This window comes from Clostridium saccharobutylicum DSM 13864 (assembly GCF_000473995.1).
GTDB classification, from domain to species: domain Bacteria; phylum Bacillota; class Clostridia; order Clostridiales; family Clostridiaceae; genus Clostridium; species Clostridium saccharobutylicum.
In genome coordinates, this window is the sequence record NC_022571.1 from 5,076,583 (window position 1) to 5,097,758 (window position 21,176).

Sequence of the window (21,176 nt, forward strand, 5' to 3'; positions counted from 1 at the left end):
ATAATATGCTATAATTATTTACATGGATAAATCAACATTAGTTAATATACATTTAAATACTCTGAAAGGTAGGTAGTAATAGAATGAGCACATTCATGTTAAAAAGTAAGTCTGTTGGCTTCACCCCTGTTAATAATGTATTTATAGAAAAATACATGCCCCAAGCAAGAGGGGAATTCATAAAGACTTATTTATTAATGCTGAAACATAATGTTTGTGGAGAATTAGGAGTAAGCTCATCAATACTAGCTTCCTCGCTTAATTTGTTAGAATCAGATATTATGAACGCATTAAATTATTGGAATGAGCAAGGTGTCATTAAACTTACTCAAATAGATAAAATGGGTAATTTTAATGTAGAATTCCTTGAATTATCTGAAGAACCATCTATACCAGTTAAACAAGTTGATTTGCTAGAAGCTTTAGATAGTAATAGCACTAAGGATATGCTAAAAGATATCGAAGTACTATTAGCTAGACCTTTATCTCCAAATGAAATGTCAATTTATCTAGGTTGGCAAAGAGATTTTGGATTTTCTTCAGAATTAATTTTAATATTAATAGAGTACTGTATCTCAAAAGGTAAAAGTGACTCTAGATATATAGAAAAGGTAGCTTTATCTTGGCATGATTTAAAAATAACTACTGTGGAACAAGCGCAAAATTTAATAAAAAAGACCGAGGACAAATGGATTAATATAAGAAAAATATTAACATACTTAGGAATAAACAATACTGATATAATGAAACCTCAGCAGGATTTAATAGAAAAATGGCTTCTAATTTATAAGTTTCCAACTGAAATCATATCCAAAGCTTGTGATATATGCTTTGAAAGATTAAATAGAGCTGACTTTAAATATATTGATGGTATACTCACTAATTGGAACAAAAATAATATTAGAACTTTAGAAGATATAGTTACTAAAGATGTTAAAACTACTAAGAGTCCACGAAACTCTAATTATCAAAAATCTTATAATAATTCAAACGAAAAAAACTCTCTTAAATTTAACAATTTTGAACCAAGAGAATATGATTACGACTCTTTAGAAAAAAAATTATTAGGATGGGATAATGATGATTAAAGGTTATCAAAGTGAAATTTTAAAAGCGTATGATACACTTAGAGAAAATGAAGTAAGAGCACTAAAAAAAAGAAAAGCAGAAATAGCTGAAAAATACCCTGAAATTATAGAATTAGATAATCAAATTCAAAAGCTTTCATTAAAAATGGCATTATCAGTTCTTAAATCTAAGGATAGTGAAAAAACATTAAATGATTTTAAAGAAACCATTACTGATCTAAGAGTTAAAAAATGTGAAATGTTAGTTGAAATGGGATATAACCCTGAATATATCAGCATGCATTATCATTGTAATAGATGTAGTGATACAGGTTTCATCGGAAATGTTCAGTGCATTTGTTATAAAGAAAAGTTAATTAAATTATATTATAAAAATTCTGAATTAGAAAATACTATAAAATATAATAATTTTGATAATTTTGATCTTAGTTTATTTTCTAATCATAAATTAGGTGATGAAAAGTTTTCTCCAAGAAAGAACATGGAAAATAATCTAGAATATATTTTAAAGGATTATATTCCAAACTTTAAAAACATATCGACTAATTTATTATTCTATGGAAATCCTGGTAGCGGAAAAACTTACTTATCTTATTGTATTTCTAAAGTAATATTAGATAAAGGATATTTAGTAGTATATAAAACTTCCGATGAATTAATTAAAAACTTGAGAGATATTAGATTTAACAATGATTCTAATTTAGAATCAATAATATTAAATTGTGATCTACTAATAATAGATGATTTGGGTGCGGAGCACCTTAATGAATTTTCTATAACTGAATTGTTTAATGTAATTAATAAAAGAATTCTTACTAAGAAAAAAATGCTTATTTCAACCAATCTTACATTGCCAGGTATAACACAACAATATAATGAACGAATTTCTTCTAGGTTAATTGGTGATTTTAAGCTTTGTAAATTCTACTCAGAAGATATAAGAATTAAGAAAAATTTAGCTAAAAGTAATAGATAATTTCTTACTTAAAAAAAGCTACATATTATTATGTCTAATCCATTTGACTAATAATTATGTAGCTTTAAATTTATTATATTCTTACTTATATATCAAAATAATTTAAATTAAATCTTCTAATAATCTGAGTATAAAACTCATTATACAACAAAACAAGCTTTAGTATAACTAAAGCTTGCATTATTTGGCGACTCAGAAGGGGCTCGAACCCTCGACCTCCGGCGTGACAGGCCGGCACTCTAACCAACTGAGCTACTGAGCCATCTTATGGTGGGCACAACAGGGCTCGAACCTGTGACCCCCTGCTTGTAAGGCAGGTGCTCTCCCAGCTGAGCTATGCGCCCATAAGATAGATAAATGGTGACTCCTAGGGGAATCGAACCCCTGTTACCACCGTGAAAGGGTGGTGTCTTAACCGCTTGACCAAGGAGCCATGCTTTAATGTCTGTCGCTTGAATGTCTTGCTCTTTGACCGTTTCTCGCTGACCACATAGACTATAATACAGAAAATTCGATTATGTGTCAACACATTTTTTAATTTTTTTTAATTTTTTTTATTTAATTCAATTCTAAAGCCATATTTGATTATATTTTTCCTTGATTTTCAATGTCCTCTAAAGCCTCATCAAAACTAGATAATACGCCACTTTTAAGCTTTATTTCTTTTTGTATATTGTCCATTTCTTCATAGCATATTTTCACAAAATTTTCTTTTTCAATTTTATTAATAATTATATTATATCCATCTCTTTTAAAGTTTTGACCTGATGCAATAACTCCTAACGGATACTTTTTATTTACAGTTAACAACAATTCTTTCTCCCATATTCCCCTATTATTTATCCTATATTTATCTCTTAATACATTTAATTTTTCTATCTCTTCTTTAATTTCATATTTTAATGAATCATATAATGCACTGTAAAAAAATACTGATATTCCTTTTTTCAACTTTATCTTCAAAAAATCCCTGTTACTAATTAAAAAATCATCCATATCATTTTCACCCTTAAGTTCTACATCCTTAAAATAAAAACTATTTATTCCAGACTCATTTGGATAATTTACTATTATCTCATTATAGTTCATTCTTCTAACTTTAAATTCAACTCCATAATTATCTAATTTATCATTTATTATCTTAACTAGCATATAAATCACCTTCTGTTTTTAGTATTCCTTTCTTTTAACCTGAATATTACTGTGGTAAAATTTATTTGATTATAAATTGATATATTACTTTTAGAACATAATTTATTACATACATAAGGAGTGATTAACAGACATGATTTATCACGATTTACTAATCATTGGTGGTGGTGCATCTGGTCTAATGGCTGCAATTGTAGCTAAAGACTTTGGAATTGATGTAGCTATCATCGAAGGAACTGACAGAATTGGAAAAAAGATTCTTGCTACTGGAAATGGTAGATGTAATATTTCGAATGACAATATTAATTACCCATATATTAATTTTCATAGTGAAAATAACAATTTTTTTGAAAGTGTTTTAAACAGTTTTACAGTAGAAGATACTAAAAGTTTCTTCTTATCACTTGGTTTGCCTATATCAGAATTAGATAATGGTAAGTTGTATCCAAAATCTTTGCAAGCATCTTCTGTTGTAGATATATTTAGAATGGCACTGGATGATAAACAAATACCATTATATACAAATTGCAAAGTTACTTCCATTAATAAGAATAAAAAGTTTAGTTTAAGTACAAACAATGAAGAATATCCAAATTTTACTTGCAATAAACTAATCTTAAGTTGCGGAGGAAAATCAGCTGTTAAAACTGGATCAGATGGTACAGGATATAAGTTAAGCAAATCATTAGGTCATAGTATCATCTCTCCTTTACCTGGAATTGTTCAACTTAAACTAGATTATCCTTATTTAAGAGCTTTATCTGGAATAAAATTTGATGGATCTGCCACTATCTTAATTAATGATGAAATTGTTCGTACAGAAATAGGCGAGATCCTATTCACTGATTATGGTATATCAGGACCACCTATAATGCAATTATCCTCTTATGCCTCAAAAGCTTTATCTAATGGCTCAAAAATAACTATAAGACTTGATATGTTTCCACATGAAAATAAAGAAGATATAGAAAACTTTTTTGCTACACATTTTTCTATTTTTAATTATAGAGAAATTTCTTCTTCATTAATTGGTGTAATAAACAAAAAATTAATTTCTACTATATTAAAAGATGTTGGTATAAAAGATATTCATTTACCTTGTAATAATATTGATTGGAAATATCTAAATAAGTTAATCGACAGATTTAAAAGATGGGATTTTAATTGTGTTGATACCAATGGCTTTTCTAATGCCCAAGTTACTATTGGAGGAATAAATACCTCTGAAGTCAATAAATTAACCTTGGAATCTAAAATAGTTAATAACCTATACTTTTGTGGTGAAATGCTAGATGTTCATGGTGATTGTGGTGGCTTTAATCTTCAATGGGCATGGAGTTCTGGATACTTGGCTGCAAAATCAGCTGCCAGCAAATAAATTTGTTTAAATTAAAATATAAATTTTAATTTAACATAATACTTAAAGCAAATATCTAAAATAAAAAAACTATTCTAAAATTATACAAAATAATTTGGAATAGTTTTTATTGTAATGTAATAACATAATTTAAACTTTTTATTTAATTATATCTTTGTTAGTTATTAATGTTTATTATTATCTTTTATTATTAGTTTTCAGATTTCTCCCACTCTACTTCTAATAATGTTAATGTAATTCCATTTGAGTTCTTTATAGTATGATATGATCTTAAACTACCATCCTCAGTTTGCTTTACTGTCGCAGATGAAGATATACTTTCTCCATATTTAGTTTCTCTTTCAAAGTTAACTTTAATTCTTTTTAATTGGTAATCCTTAATTACATCAATCGGAACAGCTTCAATTGCCCATTCAACATATTTAACATTGTTAACATGCTTATTTGAATCAATATCACTATATCTTATATTAAATTCTTTATTGTATTGCTCTTCGTCTACACATTCTAGCTTTTCCATACTTATATCATAATCGACATCACCATCTACACCATAAAATTCATACTGTTCCTTTTGTATTCTCATAGGCCTTCTTTTATCAATATTAATTAAGAAAAATAATGCACGTGCTTCTCCAATTATTTTATCTTCTTCATCCCTTATTACATATTTCCTTAATCCATAGAATTTTTTAAATCCTACAGGGGTAGTAGTTATTTCTATGTTTTCTCCAAATACCGGATATCTATACATATTTATATCATATTTATAAAATACCCATGCACAATTATTTTTTGCACAATATTCTAGTCCACCACCAATTATTTCTGACTGCCTAGTACCTACATCACAAATAAAATCAATTATTGATGATAGTTTACATCTTAATTTATAATCTACTTCATAATAATGTATTTCATATTTTTTAGTAAAACTTTTAACCATAAATTCCTACTATAAATTTCTAAAAGCAATATTAAAATATTATTAGAAATTTACAATATACCTCTCCCCTCATACATTAATTCAATTTTAAATAATAAAATTAATTAATTTCTATTTTACATGTTATAAAAAATAATTTGCACCAAAATAAATAATAATAACATTGAATTTTGATAAAAAATTAAAAATTGCAACTTAATATACATACTAGTTATTAATTATAAGCTGATATTTGTATATATTTAAGAAGAGGACTTTCTAAAAAAGAAAATCCTCTTCTGTAAGTACTATTATCTATTTAATGCTTCTAATAAATCGTCTAAATTTATACCGTGAACTGTTGCAGCTTCTGCTATAGTTTCAGCTTGAGCTGATGGGCATCCAACACATCCCATTCCAAAGCTCATTAAAACTTCTGCTTTAGATGAATCTGTATTAACAACCTCACCAATTGTCATATCCTTAGTTACCATTTCTTCACCTTCTTTTGAATATAATCTAAAAATTATTATCTACAAAAAATTATATTTTATCCCAAAATGAAAGTCAATAACTAACAAATAAGTTAGTAAGTATCCTAAAAGTAACCTACTAAATACCTTTTACTCTCATAGTTTGATCTCTCTTAGGACCAACTGAAACTATTGAAATAGGTGTATCAGTAAATTCTTCTATTCTCTTAAGATACTTCTTAGCATTTTCAGGTAATTCATCATAGCTTCTAGCATTCGCTACTTCTTCACCCCAACCATCAAATTCTTCATAAATTGGTTCACATTTAGCTAAATCTTCTAAGCTTGCTGGGAAATAATCTATAACTTTATCATCGAATTTATATCCAACACATACTTTAATCTTTTCTAATCCTGCTAATGTATCAATTTTAGTAATAGATAATGATGTTAAGCCACTTACTCTTGCAGCAGTCTTAACAATAACTAAATCTAACCATCCACATCTTCTTGATCTACCTGTAGTTACACCGTATTCGTGTCCCTTTTCTCTAATCCAATCTCCAGTTTCATCAAGTAATTCAGTTGGAAATGGTCCTTTACCAACTCTTGTAGTGTATGCTTTTGTTATTCCTACACAATTAGTAATCATGTTTGGTCCTATACCAACACCACTAGCAACTCCACCTGCTGTTGTATTAGATGATGTTACATAAGGATATGTTCCATAATCAATATCTAATAACATACCTTGTGCACCTTCAAATAAAACTGTTTTATTTGCTTTAATATCATTATATACTCTAACTGATGTATCTTGAACAAATGGTCTTAATCTTCTACCAAATTCTAAGTATTCCTTTAATATTTCATCAAAATTTAATGCTTCTCCGCCTAATACTTTTTCTATATAGGCATTCTTCATTTCTATATTTTCCTTTAATTTCTCTGAGAAAACATCTTCATGCATTAAATCACATACTCTGATTCCGCATCTTTCAAATTTATCTGTATAACAAGGTCCTATTCCTTTTCCTGTAGTTCCTATGTCATTTTTGCCTCTAGCTTTTTCTTTTAATCTATCTAATGTTTTATGATATGGCATTATAAGTTGAGCTCTGTCACTTACTATTAATTTTTCAGGTGTAACTTTAACTCCAACACCTTCTAAATATTCTATTTCTTCAAATAGAGCTTTTGGATCCACAACTACGCCATTACCTATTACGTTTAACTTATCTTCATATAAAATTCCTGATGGTATTAAGTGCAATTTATATTCTTTATCACCAACCACTACAGTGTGACCAGCATTATTTCCTCCTTGGAATCTAACAACAACATTAGCCTCTTCTGCTAAATAATCTGTCATCTTTCCTTTTCCTTCATCGCCCCATTGAGCTCCTAAAACAATAAATGCTGACATTTAATCTTGCCTCCCTTAAATTCATAAGCTTATTTAGCTTTAATTTTAATTATTAATCTGGAGTTTCATTAAATTATTTTAATCTCTCCTTTTAAATAGTAGCAAAGTACCTTTATACGGTCAACTAAAATCGAATATTTTTTTTATTTTTTTATAAATAATTCGTATATTCATGAATTTTATATTAAATTTTAGTTAAATTCATGACATTTAAGCTATTGTAGAATATTTTCTATGAATATTTATAAAATTAATCCAAACTTTAAAAAACTATTATTTATTAATTCTTTATTTATAATTTTATAGATACTAAAAATATTATTATAATTTTATTTTTAAATTATCCACAAATAAAAAAAATTATTTTATCCACAAAGCTTATCTAAAAAATTATCCACAAATATAAATTTCAAAATTTATACACAGCTTAAATCCAAATTTTATTCCACAAATATTTTTTTGAATTTTGACTCAAAAAACAGATGGAGCAATTATATTCAGTTAAACAAAATAAAAAAATTAAATTCTATAAATTATATTTTATATAGAATTTAATTATATATATCTTTTTTATTTAATTGTAAGTTTGAATTTTCTTTACAATTTCATTAGTCACTTTACATATTTTTAGATTTTTCTGCACACTTGTCAATAGCTTGTATAACACTATTTCTAAATCCTAAACGCTCCAATTCAACAACTGCATCAATTGTAGTTCCTGCTGGTGAACAAACCATATCTTTTAACTCTCCTGGATGTTTTTCTGTATCCAACACCATCTTAGCTGAACCTAAAACACTTTGTGCTGCCATTCTATAAGACTTAGCTCTAGGTATTCCTAATTTTACAGCTGCATCTGCCATGGCTTCTATAAACATAAATACATAGGCAGGTGATGAACCACATAAAGCTGTGAAACCATGAAAATCTTTTTCTTCTAATTGAACACATTCCCCAAAACTTTCAAAAACATTAATACAATAATTAAGTTCTTCCTGAGTTACATTTTGATTTGGACATACCGCTGACATCGCTTCTCCTACAAGTGCAGGAGTATTTGGCATTGTTCTAATTATCTTAGCATCCGCACCAATCCATTCTTCCATATTACCAATAGTGATTCCTGCTGCTATGCTAATAATTAGTTTATCCTTAGTCAATAATGGCTTGATTTCATCTAGTATATTTTTATACATAAAAGGTTTAATCGCTAAAATTAAAACATCCGCTTCCTTAGCAACAATTTTACTATCTAAAGTTGTTGCTATTTTAAATTTATTTTCTAACTCTTTTGCAGAATCTTCAGTTTTAGTAGAAATGATTATATTCTCAGCCTTTAAAAAACCAGAATTAATTAATCCTCCTACCATTGAACTTCCCATGTTTCCACAACCTATAAAACCTATTTTTTTACTCATTCTTTAGCCCCCATTTAAAAATTTTATTGTTATAAATTGATTTATTATGATTTTATATAAAGATTTTAAATTTAATCCATTACCTTCATAGAATAGCCTGTATCATAATTCACAAACTATAAATAATATGAAGGGAGGAATGTATATGACTTGTAATTCTTTAGTCTATAATAACTCTTTAATTACAGTAGAAGATTTTATTGACAGTATTTTATATACTAAAATGTTACAAAATCAAGTTTCCTTATGTAAATTTGAAGAAACCTCAAACTCCTATTATATTACTTTTAAGTTTTTTTATAAAAATAAACATACTTTTAAAGTATATTATAAAAATAACTTTTTGATTTTACAAATACAGTTCAGAAATTGTAATCAAAAAGCTTTACTTACTAGAATGTTTTATCTAACTAATATAAAACTAAATAAAATCTCTCATACTTACTATAAAGATGAGGTAAAGATAAAAATTCCAAAAATATACGTTAACTAAGATTTAATAAATCTTAAAACTGCTTTATTTTAAACAAATTTTATAGATAAACAAAATTTAATCTTAGTTTATATATACATTTTTATTTCCGTTAACAATTGCTAAATAAAATTTTATAGTTTAGTTAATATATATTTTTATCATTCTAAAAAATCTTATTCTTAATTGTTAATCGCACTTCTACATTGATATAAATAAAGTTTAAATTAGTTTATCTATAAATTAAGTTTTTATTCTTTATGAATTACATCTAAATTACCAAACTTACTGTACTGTCCAAGCCACGCAAGCTTAACTGTTCCTACTGGACCATTTCTTTGCTTAGCCATTATGCATTCACCAATATTTTTCTCTTCCGTTTCTTTATTATAATACTCATCTCTATAAAGGAACATAACTATATCCGCATCTTGCTCTATAGATCCAGATTCTCTAAGGTCAGATAACATAGGTCTATGATCTGCTCTTTGCTCAGGTGCACGCGATAATTGTGACAGTGCTATTACTGGGCACTCCATTTCTTTTGCTAAAGCTTTAATTGATCTAGATATTTCTGATACTTCCTGCTGTCTATTATCACCAGAAGATCCCCCTCCAGACATAAGCTGTAAATAGTCTATAACAATCAAATCTATACCATATTCCATTTTTAATCTTCTACATTTTGATCTCATTTCCATTACAGTAACACCAGCAGTGTCATCTATATAAATTTTTGCTTTAGAGAGCGGTCCTGTTGCTCTTGCAATGTTTTCCCAGTCCTTATCCTCCAGCGCTCCTGTTCTAAGTTTTAACATATCAACATTTGCTTCAGAACATAGCAATTTATATGCTAATTGTTCTTTAGACATTTCAAGAGAAAATATTACAACACTTTTATGTTCACGAAGTGCTGCATTCTCTGCAATGTTAAGTGCAAATGTTGTTTTTCCCATTGATGGTCTAGCTGCTATTAGTATCATATCCCCACTTTGAAATCCTGATGTTTTAGCATCTAAATCTGTAAACCCAGATGGAACTCCTGTAACTTCACCTTTATTATTAAAAAGTTTTTCGATTTGTACAAATCCTCTTTCTAATACATCGCTTAAAACTTCAAAGTCTTTTGAAGTTCTATTTTCTGCAATATTAAATATCTTTTTTTCTGCTAGATCAACAACATTCTCAACTTGACTTTGATTATTATAGCTTTCTTCAATTATAGTTGTTGATGCTTTGATAAGCTTTCTTAAAGTAGACTTATCAGATACTATTTTTATGTATGCACTTAAATTTGCAGTAGTTGGTACAGAAGAACTAACTTCTGTTATATATGTAACTCCGCCAGCTCTTTCAAGCATATCAGTACTCTTTAAATATTCTAAAAGAGTAACCAAATCAACGGCTATATCATTTCTAAACATTTCTAATATAGCTTTATATATCGCCTTATGACCATCTCTATAAAAATCCTCTTCCTGTAAAGATTCCAATACTTTAGCAATAGCATTTTTATCAATAATCATAGAACCAATTACTGATTGTTCCGCTTCTATACTTTGAGGTAAACTTCTCATAACCGGTGCATCCAAATCTTATTTCTCCTTTCTGTATATTTTTATAATAATAAAAATTATATTATAAAATTCATCATTTGCAAGTAAAAAAGTCTCCTATTATTAAGGAGACTTATTTAATTAATTAAATGCGATATCCATAAGTTTTTCTATTGAATCTATAGTTTTTACATCTATATTTTTAATATTTAAAGGAATTTCTTTTTCATTATCCTTTGGAACTAAAACAAGCTTTATTCCCATTCTTCCAGCTCCATATATTTTTTCGAATATTCCTCCTACTGGTTTAACCTTACCTTGAAGAGATATTTCTCCTGTAATTGCTATATCTTGTCTTATTGGCTTATTTAACAGTGCACTCATTATACATATTGTAATAGCAGCTCCTGCTGAAGGTCCATCTATTTTTCCTCCACCAATAACATTAACATGAATATCATAATCTTTAATGTCTTTATCAGTTATATTTCTTATAACTGATGCAGCATTAAATACAGAATCTTTGGCCATAGATCCAGCAGTATCATTAAATCTAACTATTCCAGCCCCTTTTTTCTTTGCTGGAAATGCTGCAGCTTCAATTTCTATTGTAGAACCTAAGAATCCACTTACGCCTAATCCATAAACATGCCCTATTTGACTTTTATTAGTATCTGTCAATCTTTCAAAAGGTGTATATCTTCCAATTGATATTATTTCATCTAGATGTGACATGTTTATTTCTAAATTATCTATTAATTTATTATTACAGTGTAACGCATATCCATATGCATCCGTTAATATATTTACAGCTTTTCTTCCTTCAAACGTATAATTGCTAATCTTTTGTGCTACCCCTTCTTCTAGTCTTACATTTAACTTTCTTGCTGCAACTTCTACGATAAGCACTATGTCCTCTGAAGAAAGTGGTTCAAAATAAACTTCTGTACATCTTGATCTTAACGCTGGGTTAATCTCACTAGGACTCTTAGTTGTAGCCCCAATTAAAACAAAATCTGCTGGTGCTCCATTATCAAAAAGATATTTAATATATTTAGGAATCATTTCGTCATCTGGATCATAATATGATGATGAAAATTCAACTCTCTTATCTTCTAATACCTTTAATAATTTATTTTGAAGCATAGAATCTAACTCACCTATTTCATCGATAAATAAAACTCCTCCATGCGCTTCTGTAACCAAACCTGGTTTTGGTTCTGGTATACCAACTTCAGCTAAATCCCTCTTACTTCCTTGATATATTGGATCATGAACTGAACCAAGTAGTGGATTAGTTATTTCTCTTGGATCCCATCTTAATGTAGTTCCATCTACTTCAACAAATTTTGATTTTTCATCAAAAGGAGTAAACGAAAGTTTTCTAACTTCATCAAGTGCAAGTCTTGCAGCTGTAGTTTTTCCAACCCCAGGAGGTCCATATAATATTATGTGTTGTGGATATGGAGATGAAAGTTTTGATATTAATGATTTAATAGCTCTTTCTTGACCTACTACTTGACTAAAATCCTTAGGTCTTAAAAAACTCATTATATTCTTGCTTGTAACTTTGCTATCCAATTCAATTAAATTATTTAATTTACTAAGTGTTTTTTTATTTTCAACACCTTTTTGCTTATTTATAACAGAAAGTCTTACTTCATCTATATATTTTTCCTGCTTCTCCATAATAGATTGTTCAACTTGAGATTCTATCTTGCTTTGAACATATCTTTTAGCTATCTCATTTGAAAGTAATTTTACAGTTCTATCTATAGCTGATTTTAATTCCTCTTGTTTAGGTACACTATTCAAATCCTTACCTTCTGCTAAAATGGTGTTCAATGCAAAAATTCTTTCACAAAGATTTAATGATTGTATAAATTTATTCAATTTAAATCTAATACTTCTAGATTTAAATGCACCTTTATCAAGAACATTTTTTGTCATTTCAAATAATGCATCAATTTGTGATTCTTCTGATAAATTTCCTGAAATAACATCTTGCAATAAATTTTGGTCATCATGTGAATTCAAAATTAGTCCTCCTTATTATTGTGGAACAATAATCACCTTCATTTTAGTGCTGACTTCTGGATATAATTTAACTTCTATTTCATATCCTCCGGCTAATTTTATTGTATCCATAACAATTTTCTTTTTATCTATTTCAATTTTGTATTGTTGATTAATTAATTCTGCAACATCTTTACTAGTTATAGCTCCAAATAACTTTCCATTTTCTCCTGTCTTAGCTTTTATTGTTACTTCCTTGCCCTTTAACTCTCCAGCTAATTTTTGTGCTGCTTCAAGTTCCGCTAGCTTTTGTTTTCTTTCATTTTCCTTTTTATTATTTAATATATGCATATTAGCTTCACTAGCTTCTTGAGCTAATTTCCTAGGAAATAAAAAGTTTCTTGCATATCCATCTGATGCTTCAATAACATCACCCTTTTTACCTATCTTTTTTACATCTTGTAATAAAATAACTTTCATTTCTATTCACCTATCCTTAAGTATTTTTTAATTGCTTCTCTTAATTTATTAATTACTTCTTCCATTGTAATGTTGGACATTTTAGTTCCAGCAATATTCATATGTCCGCCACCACCTAATGCTTCTAGCACAATTTGAATGTTTATATCTCCAATAGATCTTCCACTAATGTATATATCATTATTTACTTCACCTAATACAAAGCTCACAGATATTCCCGAAATATTTAGTAACTCATCTGCAGCTTTTGCTATAATTACAGTATCTACGTTTTTAGGTGTTATTGCAATAGCTATATTATCATTTACTTCTGAAGACTTTATTGTTTCAGCAATAAGTAAGTAATCATCTAAATCATCAGTAAACATCTTTTTAATCTCAATTGTATCGGCTCCTAAAGATTTTAAAAATGATGCTGCTTCAAATGTTCTAACTCCAGTTTTGAAGGAAAAACCTTTAGTATCCATAAATATGCCTGCCAGTAATCCTTCAGCCTCTGTTCTTGTTAAGTTAGGTTTTTCAACCATATATTGAATAATTTCAGTTACCATTTCGGATGTTGAAGAAGCATATACTTCTATGTAATTTAACATATCATTTTCTATCATATCTGGACTTCTTCTATGATGATCTATTATGACTTTTCTTTTTGCCTTTTCCACTAAAGAAAGATCTTCAATATAACTTTTATTATGAACATCTACTATAATAATTAATGTTTGATCATCAATAGCATTCTTTGCATCTTCAGTTGATATAAATAATCCATCATATTTAGGTTCTTTACTCAATTTGTTAAAATAATAATCAATTGCATTTATATCTTTGTTTAATACTATATTACATTTGCTTCCCAACTGTTTAACAGCACTCGCTAATCCTACTGCCGACCCAAAACAATCCATATCCGGATTCTTATGACCTATAATATATACATTACTACTTTCATAAATTAGTTCCGCTAAAGCCCTAGCAATAACTCTAGCCTTTACTTTAGTTCTTTTTTCTATTTCTTTTGTATTTCCACCAAAAAACTTTATATCATTATTATGCTTTACAGCAACTTGATCTCCACCTCTACCTAATGCTAATTCCTTTGCTATATTGGCATTATTATAGTTATCAAGTGGTGACATTCCACCTATTCCTACTCCTATGCTTAATGTGACTTCTAATGCATTTCCTTTATTAATCTTAGATATATCTTCTATTATATTGAATTTTTGCTTTATCTGATCATCTATATATTTATTTTGAACAGATAATACATATTTATTGGTATCATATTTTTTAATCATTGCTTTTAAATTATTAGCATACGAATTTATTGTCCTTTCGATTTCAGCAACTAAAAGAGGTCTGTTATTTTCATCAGTTTTATCCAAAGCTTCAGTGAAGTTGTCTACCTCCATTAGCATGATACCTTCTTGAGTTGTTTCATAATCTACAAACTTTGTTATATCATTAAAAGATAATAAATATGTGGAACCTTTATCTGTCTTTTCAATTGGTGTAGCGTAAACATCATATAATCTACTATTAATGTTTAGTCTTTGATGTAGTTTATCTTCATATTTTAAAACATTTTCTAAATTTAATCCTTTAGCAATGTTTAAAATATTTGTTTCTGAAATTTCTTGCTCAGACTTTAAAGAATTAAATAACTTATTATACCATACTAAATCTCCATTTTCATTTATTAAAGCTAATGGATATACAAACCGCAATAAATTATCTGAAATTCCATTGTTAATAGCTTTTATAAATTCTTTGTCCTCATTTTGCTTTTTTAAATATGATATTAACTGATAAAAATTATCTACTAAAAAATAAACTATAAGAATAAATATACTTATCCATTTATAATTAAATAAAAATAATATTATTGAAGTTATAATTAATAATCCAGGCTTAAGCAAACGTTTAATCGCAGTAATCTCATTCATAAAAAGCCTCCTAAGGTATACATCTAATCTCTTCTTGTATCAATGTAACGCTTTAGCTTACTTAAGCTTCTTCCTTCCTTTTCAACACAATCTTCAGCTCTTATTCCTAAATCTAATTTTGATTTTGCTACATGGTCAATATCACTAAACTCATATCCTAACTTTTCACCTAAAACATATAATATGATTATAGCACCTGAAATACAATCTAATATGGCGTCTCGTGCTACATTATTTCCTTTTGTTAAAAGCCTAAAAAACTCTCCTATTATACAAAGAAGTTGTGCTTTCAAGTCTTCTATAATTTTAATATTGGTCATTATATTAAAATTATCCTTTTTCATAGCAATACCACCTCTCATTCAACTTTAACCCTTGTATTCTTATTTTAAATTTTTTTTATACGTATTGCAAGAATTTATAATTATTTTCTATTTTTTTACAAATTAATTTTTATAAAAAAAAACCCCTGATTTCTCAGGAGTTAAACATTATTTCTTTTACTCAGTTGTGAAAGGTAATAATGCTATATTTCTTGCTCTCTTAATAGCAGAAGTTAATTCTCTTTGATGCTTAGCACAAGTTCCAGAAATTCTTCTTGGAAGTATCTTTCCTCTTTCTGTAACATATTTTCTAAGCTTATTTATGTCTTTGTAGTCGATGAATTCAGCTTTATCTACACAAAAAGCACAAACTTTTTTTCTAGATCTTCTCATTCTACCGCCTGGTCTTCTGTTGTTGTTTTCTTCTCTGCTCATCATTTTCCCTCCTTACCTAAATTATTAGAAAGGCATATCTCCATCATCTACTGGAGTTATATCTTCCTCAAAGTTTCCACCACCAAATACATCATTGGCTGGTGCTGAATATTCATTGCTGTTGCCAAAACTTGACCCAGCATTACCTGAAGCATTTCCTTTACTTAAGAATTGTACTTCTGTAGCAACTACTTCAGTAACATATCTTCTAGTACCATCTTTTGCTTCATAATTCCTGGTTTGAATTCTACCACTAATAGCCATTTGGCTACCTTTACTCATGTAATTAGCAGTACTTTCAGCTTGTTTGCCCCATACAACTACAGGTACAAAATCCGCTTCTCTTTGACCAGTCTTAGTGTTATATTTATCAACTGCTAATGTTAAGGTTGTTACTGCTGCTCCACTTCCTGGAGTAAATCTTAGTTCTGGATCTTTGGTTAATCTTCCAATTAGAACTACTTTATTCATTTTACAACACCACCTTACGCTTGTTCGTTAACAATGATATGTCTGATAACACCATCAGTGATTCTGAATATTCTATCTAACTCTCTTGGTAATTCAGGGCCAGCTGTAAAGTTAACTAAAGTATAGTAACCTTCACTAACTTTTGCAATTTCATAAGCAAGTTTTCTCTTACCCCAGAAATCAACATTTTCTACTGTTCCTCCACCATTTTCTATAACACCCTTAAACTTTTCGATGTTTGCTTTAACAGTTTCTTCATCGAATGATGGGTTTAATATAAATATAGTTTCGTACTTTTTCATTAATTTCACCTCCTCCCCTCGGACTAACGGCTGTGCTTTGCACAGCAGGGATTACAATTTATGATTATATCACCTAAATAAAGAAACTTCAAGTATTTTAATTAACTTTCTTCTACAGGAACTATTATTTTTTTTGCTTCTTTTTGAAACTTACTTCTAGGAATCATCACGATTCTTCCACAGCCAGTACATTTTATTTTTATATCTGCGCCTACCCTTATTATTTCAAATTCACTTGATCCACAAGGATGCTGTTTTTTCATTTGTACTATGTCTCCAAGATTAAAATTTTCTATCACTATTTATCACCTTTCTCTAAATTTTCATTAACTAATTGTGAGTTTTGACAAGTCATTTGTATTTTATTCTTATCTAATGCTAATTTTACTGCTTTTCTAAGATCATTTTCCATTTTCCATTGACTAAGTGGCTTTGCTTTACCAGCCATTCTTATTGTAACATTTGAAACTCCAAGTGCTATTATTCCTTTTACTTCTATAGTTTCATTTATATACTCTGAGTTTTTAGCCTTAAACTCATCACAAGTGTTCTTAATAACATTAATTACTTTTTCTATATCTTCTTCATAAGCAATATTTACATCCACTATAAATCTAATATCATTTCTTGAATGATTAGTTACTCCTATTATAGAACCATTTGGAATTGAATGTATATCTCCATTAAAATCTATAATTACTGTTGTTCTAATGCCTATACTCTTAACAATTCCATTAAAGTTACCTATAGTTACATGATCTCCAACTCCAAATTGATTTTCAAATAAAATAAAAAATCCATTAATTAAATCCTTTATAAGGCTTTGTGCTCCAAGACCAACTGCAACTCCACCTATGCTTGCAAAAGTAAAGGATATTTGACCAAATAAAATTGATAATATAATTGTTATTCCCATAACATATACTGAATATTTTAAAACACTCTTCAGTACTTCTCCTAGTGTTTTTGCTCTTTGAGTATCTAGTGAAAGCGTTGCATTGCTTTCTACTTGTTTTTGTACAAACCTTTTAATTAAAGATTCTCCCATCTTTATAGAAAAATACATTAATATAAAAACAAATATAATACTTAGAGTTTTTTCTATGCAATTTTCCACGAATTTTACTTGTCCTTCGCCTAATACCGTTTGTAAGAACTCACTTTTTTCTAATATTCCTTGTAAAACTCCATGAAACACCTAAACATCCTCACCTCTATTCGTTAATTAAAATATATTCACCGTTTTCTCTTAAATATATATTTTTATACTCTAATATTTCTTGATTTAATATTGATTTAATTTCATCTTCTGAATCAATTCTCACACATATACCACAACTCATTGTAATTGATGTAGGCGTAGGCATTATTTTAAAATTATACTTAAGTTCATTTAATTTTTTTTCTGCTGACATTGCATCATATGTATTTTTAAATACTATTATATAATATGTCATATTCACACCACCTTTTGTATTATAATTTATATTATATATATTTTTTTTACTTTATAAAGGTATAATATATATAAAGTCTAAAAACTTTGCAAATTTAATGAAAAAACTTTTCTTTTATTTTATAATTATATACAAATGCAATTAAAAGGAGAATATCATGTTTTCAATATACAATATATTTAAGGCTATATTAGTAGGTTTTTTTACTGGCTTTGTAGCCTCAATTCCAATTGGACCTTCTGGTATTGAATCTGTAAGTCGTTCTATATCTAAAGGATTTAAGGAGGGATTTAAGGTATCTGTAGGTGCTGTATCTGCTGATATTGTATACATAATAATTATAAATTTAGGCTTATTTACACTACTAAGTAATCATCACCATTTCCAAAGTATCTTTTGGATTATATCAGGAATTATTTTAATTCTATTTAACCGAATATCGCTTAAATCAAAAACACATGATTCTAATTCCAAAAAACTTAACTATTCAACTAATTCAAATGGATTTCTAGCTGGATTTTTGATAACTTTTCTCAATCCAACAACTCCATCAATGTGGATTGCATTAAGTGGAACTGTTCTAAGTGTTTGGAGAGTTCATGGCCGATTATTTTTTATTTTTGCAATTTCTTCAATGATAGTTGGAAGTATAACTTGGTTTTGTCTTCTCAATATATTAGTAAGTAAAGGATTTAAAAAAGTAAAATCAAATTATGCAGATAAAACTTCAAATTTGTTAAATTATTTTCTTACTATTTTAGGTGCTATATTTATTATTGCTGGAATTTATAAATTTATTTTTTAGAGGTGAGTACATGGAAGTTTATTTAGATAATTCATCAACAACTTTTCCTAAACCTAAACAAGTTATAGATGGTATGTATAATTATATGATTAATGTAGGTGGAAATGCCGGACGTGGAAATTATAGTAATTCTCTCAAAAGCAACAGGTATCTATATGAAGCAAGAGAAACTGTCTGTGATTTTTTTGGTTTTGATTCTCCAAGTAACGTAATATTCACTAATAACGTAACTACTTCTTTAAATATGTTGATTAAAGGACTATTAAAAAACGGAGATCATGTTATAACTTCTTCAATGGAACATAATTCTGTGATAAGACCACTTTTTTCATGCAAAAATTTATTAAATATCGATTTAGATATTGTGCAAGCAGATTCATCCGGATTTATCAATATAGATGATTTAAAAAATAAAATTAATCAAAAAACAAAATTAGTTATTATAACTCAAGCCTCTAATGTTACTGGCTCAATCCAAGATATATTATCTATAGGAAAAATATGTAGAGAAAATAATATATTTTTTATTATAGATTCCTCTCAAGGTGCAGGCGTATTAGATATTAATATGAAAAGCATTGGAGCTAATGCTATTGCATTTACCGGACATAAAAGTTTATTAGGACCTCAAGGTATCGGCGGCTTTATATTAGATGATGAATTAAATAACTCTTGTTGTAGTATATTTCAAGGTGGTACAGGAAGTATGTCTTACTCATTAAATCAGCCTGATTTTTTACCTGATAAATTCGAATGCGGAACTCATAATCTTCCTGGTATAATTGGTTTATCCGAAGGTATTAAATACATAAATTCTATTGGTTTAAATTCAATATATCAACATAACCACGATTTAATAAATTATTTTTTAAATGGATTATTAAATATAAAAGGATTGACTGTTTATGGAGATTTATCTGGTAAAAATATAACTACCTGTATATCTATAAATATAAATTCATTAGATGCTTCCGAGGTTGGATATAGTTTAGAATGTCACGGTATAAAAACCCGTTGTGGGCTACATTGTGCGCCATTAGCTCATAAGTCTATAGGTACTTATCCTAATGGCACCGTAAGATTGAGTATTAGTTATTTTACAACTAAGCAAGAGATTGACTATGCACTTATGGTTTTAAATAAAATTTGTAATAATCAAGATTTTTAATATAAGTAACAAATTACAAACTGTAATTATACATTTATGTAACTTCTTAAATTTCCTCGATAGAATATAAACTTTAATTTATATGTTACATTATATAACTTGTATAATATATCAATAATTATATATTATGAATAAAACCTCCCTTATTGGAAATAAATCTAATATAAGGAGGTTTTTTTATGAATGAAAATTTTTCTATAGATGCTTTTTCCCCTTTTGCCTATGTTAAGATTAAAGATTACCTATTAACTGAATTACAACCTGTTCTTGATAATAATAGACCTATCATTTTTATTTGCATTGGTAGTGACCGTTCTACTGGTGATTCTTTGGGACCCTTAGTTGGACATAAACTAAAATTTATATCAAAGGATAAAATCCATATTTATGGTACTTTGGAAAATCCCATTCATGCCAAAAACATAATTACAATATTAGAAAAAATTAAATTTAACTTCAATGATCCATATATAGTTGCTATTGACTCTTGCTTGGGCTGTTTAAATAATATAGGTAAAATATTTATACAAAAGAAGCCTCTTTTACCTGGATTAGCACTCAATAAATCTCTTCCTCCTGTTGGAGAAATGAGCATAACTGGTATTGTTAATATTTCTGGTAACTTTGAATTTTTAGTTTTGCAAAATACTAGATTATATACTGTAATGAGTCTTGCTGATACAATTTCTAGGGGGATATATCACTTTACTTTAAAATCTATAAAAAGAAATAATTCCAATGTTAATGATATAATTTAGTTTCTTTAATAAACGCAAACTTACTCTTATAAATTTATATTAATCTCAATTAGGTTAAAAATGTTTCACGTGAAACATTTCTTTGTAAATAAGCTATTAAAAAGCTCCTGTTTTTAATAACATTAAATAAAAAAATAGAAAAGTAAGTACA

The 21,176-nt window shown here is 28.0% G+C and carries 22 protein-coding genes and 3 tRNA genes; 6 read left to right on the forward strand and 19 right to left on the reverse strand.

Annotated features, from left to right (window positions below; all coding sequences use genetic code 11):
- The first annotated feature begins 83 nt into the window (after nucleotides 1-83).
- Complete coding sequence (locus tag CLSA_RS21690) at nucleotides 84-1,088, forward strand: DnaD domain protein (protein WP_022750779.1); 1,005 nt, start codon at nucleotides 84-86, stop codon at nucleotides 1,086-1,088.
- Nucleotides 1,081-2,064 carry an ATP-binding protein gene (locus CLSA_RS21695; protein ID WP_022750780.1) on the forward strand — a complete coding sequence of 328 codons (984 nt, stop codon included), beginning with the start codon at nucleotides 1,081-1,083 and terminating at the stop codon, nucleotides 2,062-2,064. The genes CLSA_RS21690 and CLSA_RS21695 overlap by 8 nt, the downstream gene beginning before the upstream one ends.
- Before the next feature lie 185 nt (nucleotides 2,065-2,249).
- On the opposite strand, the gene CLSA_RS21700 is transcribed toward CLSA_RS21695, so the two are convergent.
- From CLSA_RS21700 to CLSA_RS21715, 4 genes are all read right to left on the reverse strand, one after another.
- Nucleotides 2,250-2,326, reverse strand: a tRNA-Asp gene (locus CLSA_RS21700).
- A gap of 6 nt (nucleotides 2,327-2,332) precedes the next feature.
- Nucleotides 2,333-2,408 (reverse strand) — tRNA-Val (locus CLSA_RS21705).
- A gap of 14 nt (nucleotides 2,409-2,422) precedes the next feature.
- A tRNA-Glu gene (locus CLSA_RS21710) sits at nucleotides 2,423-2,497 on the reverse strand.
- A gap of 152 nt (nucleotides 2,498-2,649) precedes the next feature.
- Nucleotides 2,650-3,216 carry a hypothetical protein gene (locus CLSA_RS21715; RefSeq protein WP_022750781.1) on the reverse strand — a complete coding sequence of 189 codons (567 nt, stop codon included), beginning with the start codon at nucleotides 3,214-3,216 and terminating at the stop codon, nucleotides 2,650-2,652.
- A gap of 133 nt (nucleotides 3,217-3,349) precedes the next feature.
- Between CLSA_RS21715 and CLSA_RS21720 the strand changes: the two genes are divergently transcribed.
- Nucleotides 3,350-4,594: a BaiN/RdsA family NAD(P)/FAD-dependent oxidoreductase gene (locus CLSA_RS21720; RefSeq protein WP_022750782.1), complete on the forward strand. Its 1,245-nt coding sequence runs from the start codon at nucleotides 3,350-3,352 to the stop codon at nucleotides 4,592-4,594.
- A gap of 190 nt (nucleotides 4,595-4,784) precedes the next feature.
- Here CLSA_RS21720 and CLSA_RS21725 read toward each other — a convergent pair whose 3' ends face one another.
- From CLSA_RS21725 to CLSA_RS21800, 15 genes are all read right to left on the reverse strand, one after another.
- Nucleotides 4,785-5,540, reverse strand: coding sequence for an acyl-[acyl-carrier-protein] thioesterase (locus tag CLSA_RS21725; RefSeq protein ID WP_022750783.1), 756 nt, complete (start codon nucleotides 5,538-5,540; stop codon nucleotides 4,785-4,787).
- A 290-nt stretch (nucleotides 5,541-5,830) separates the two neighbouring features.
- Nucleotides 5,831-6,013, reverse strand: coding sequence for a DUF1858 domain-containing protein (locus CLSA_RS21730; protein WP_022750784.1), 183 nt, complete (start codon nucleotides 6,011-6,013; stop codon nucleotides 5,831-5,833).
- Nucleotides 6,014-6,131: 118 nt separating this feature from the next.
- Nucleotides 6,132-7,418 carry an adenylosuccinate synthase gene (locus CLSA_RS21735; RefSeq protein ID WP_022750785.1) on the reverse strand — a complete coding sequence of 429 codons (1,287 nt, stop codon included), beginning with the start codon at nucleotides 7,416-7,418 and terminating at the stop codon, nucleotides 6,132-6,134.
- Between the two features lie 617 nt (nucleotides 7,419-8,035).
- Nucleotides 8,036-8,836: a pyrroline-5-carboxylate reductase gene (gene proC / locus CLSA_RS21740; protein WP_022750786.1), complete on the reverse strand. Its 801-nt coding sequence runs from the start codon at nucleotides 8,834-8,836 to the stop codon at nucleotides 8,036-8,038.
- A gap of 723 nt (nucleotides 8,837-9,559) precedes the next feature.
- Nucleotides 9,560-10,900, reverse strand: coding sequence for a replicative DNA helicase (locus CLSA_RS21750; RefSeq protein ID WP_022750787.1), 1,341 nt, complete (start codon nucleotides 10,898-10,900; stop codon nucleotides 9,560-9,562).
- A gap of 105 nt (nucleotides 10,901-11,005) precedes the next feature.
- Nucleotides 11,006-12,901, reverse strand: a complete 1,896-nt coding sequence (gene lonC / locus CLSA_RS21755) for a Lon family ATP-dependent protease (RefSeq protein WP_022750788.1) — start codon at nucleotides 12,899-12,901, stop codon at nucleotides 11,006-11,008.
- 15 nt (nucleotides 12,902-12,916) lie between these two features.
- The gene (rplI, locus tag CLSA_RS21760; protein ID WP_022750789.1) at nucleotides 12,917-13,360 is read right to left on the reverse strand and encodes a 50S ribosomal protein L9; all 444 of its coding nucleotides are present in this window, start codon (nucleotides 13,358-13,360) and stop codon (nucleotides 12,917-12,919) included.
- 2 nt (nucleotides 13,361-13,362) lie between these two features.
- Nucleotides 13,363-15,306 (reverse strand): DHH family phosphoesterase, encoded by a 1,944-nt coding sequence (locus CLSA_RS21765; protein WP_022750790.1) that lies wholly within the window; start codon nucleotides 15,304-15,306, stop codon nucleotides 13,363-13,365.
- A gap of 23 nt (nucleotides 15,307-15,329) precedes the next feature.
- Nucleotides 15,330-15,650 carry a MazG-like family protein gene (locus CLSA_RS21770; protein ID WP_041716414.1) on the reverse strand — a complete coding sequence of 107 codons (321 nt, stop codon included), beginning with the start codon at nucleotides 15,648-15,650 and terminating at the stop codon, nucleotides 15,330-15,332.
- Between the two features lie 156 nt (nucleotides 15,651-15,806).
- The gene (rpsR, locus tag CLSA_RS21775) at nucleotides 15,807-16,064 is read right to left on the reverse strand and encodes a 30S ribosomal protein S18 (RefSeq protein ID WP_041716415.1); all 258 of its coding nucleotides are present in this window, start codon (nucleotides 16,062-16,064) and stop codon (nucleotides 15,807-15,809) included.
- Nucleotides 16,065-16,088: 24 nt separating this feature from the next.
- The gene (locus CLSA_RS21780; RefSeq protein ID WP_022750793.1) at nucleotides 16,089-16,535 is read right to left on the reverse strand and encodes a single-stranded DNA-binding protein; all 447 of its coding nucleotides are present in this window, start codon (nucleotides 16,533-16,535) and stop codon (nucleotides 16,089-16,091) included.
- A gap of 14 nt (nucleotides 16,536-16,549) precedes the next feature.
- Nucleotides 16,550-16,837: a 30S ribosomal protein S6 gene (rpsF, locus tag CLSA_RS21785; protein WP_022750794.1), complete on the reverse strand. Its 288-nt coding sequence runs from the start codon at nucleotides 16,835-16,837 to the stop codon at nucleotides 16,550-16,552.
- Between the two features lie 101 nt (nucleotides 16,838-16,938).
- Complete coding sequence (locus CLSA_RS21790) at nucleotides 16,939-17,136, reverse strand: DUF951 domain-containing protein (RefSeq protein ID WP_022750795.1); 198 nt, start codon at nucleotides 17,134-17,136, stop codon at nucleotides 16,939-16,941.
- Nucleotides 17,136-17,954 carry a mechanosensitive ion channel family protein gene (locus tag CLSA_RS21795; protein WP_418235967.1) on the reverse strand — a complete coding sequence of 273 codons (819 nt, stop codon included), beginning with the start codon at nucleotides 17,952-17,954 and terminating at the stop codon, nucleotides 17,136-17,138. The genes CLSA_RS21790 and CLSA_RS21795 overlap by 1 nt, the downstream gene beginning before the upstream one ends.
- Nucleotides 17,955-18,051: 97 nt before the next feature.
- Nucleotides 18,052-18,294, reverse strand: coding sequence for a putative Se/S carrier protein (locus CLSA_RS21800; protein ID WP_022750797.1), 243 nt, complete (start codon nucleotides 18,292-18,294; stop codon nucleotides 18,052-18,054).
- Nucleotides 18,295-18,451: 157 nt separating this feature from the next.
- Here CLSA_RS21800 and CLSA_RS21805 point away from each other — a divergent pair, with 157 nt between their 5' ends.
- From CLSA_RS21805 to yyaC, 3 genes are all read left to right on the forward strand, one after another.
- Nucleotides 18,452-19,099, forward strand: a complete 648-nt coding sequence (locus CLSA_RS21805; RefSeq protein WP_022750798.1) for a LysE family translocator — start codon at nucleotides 18,452-18,454, stop codon at nucleotides 19,097-19,099.
- 10 nt (nucleotides 19,100-19,109) lie between these two features.
- Nucleotides 19,110-20,267, forward strand: coding sequence for an aminotransferase class V-fold PLP-dependent enzyme (locus CLSA_RS21810; protein WP_022750799.1), 1,158 nt, complete (start codon nucleotides 19,110-19,112; stop codon nucleotides 20,265-20,267).
- Between the two features lie 179 nt (nucleotides 20,268-20,446).
- Entirely contained in the window at nucleotides 20,447-21,025 is a 579-nt protein-coding gene (gene yyaC / locus CLSA_RS21815) for a spore protease YyaC (RefSeq protein WP_022750800.1), read from the forward strand.
- Nucleotides 21,026-21,176 lie beyond the last annotated feature (151 nt).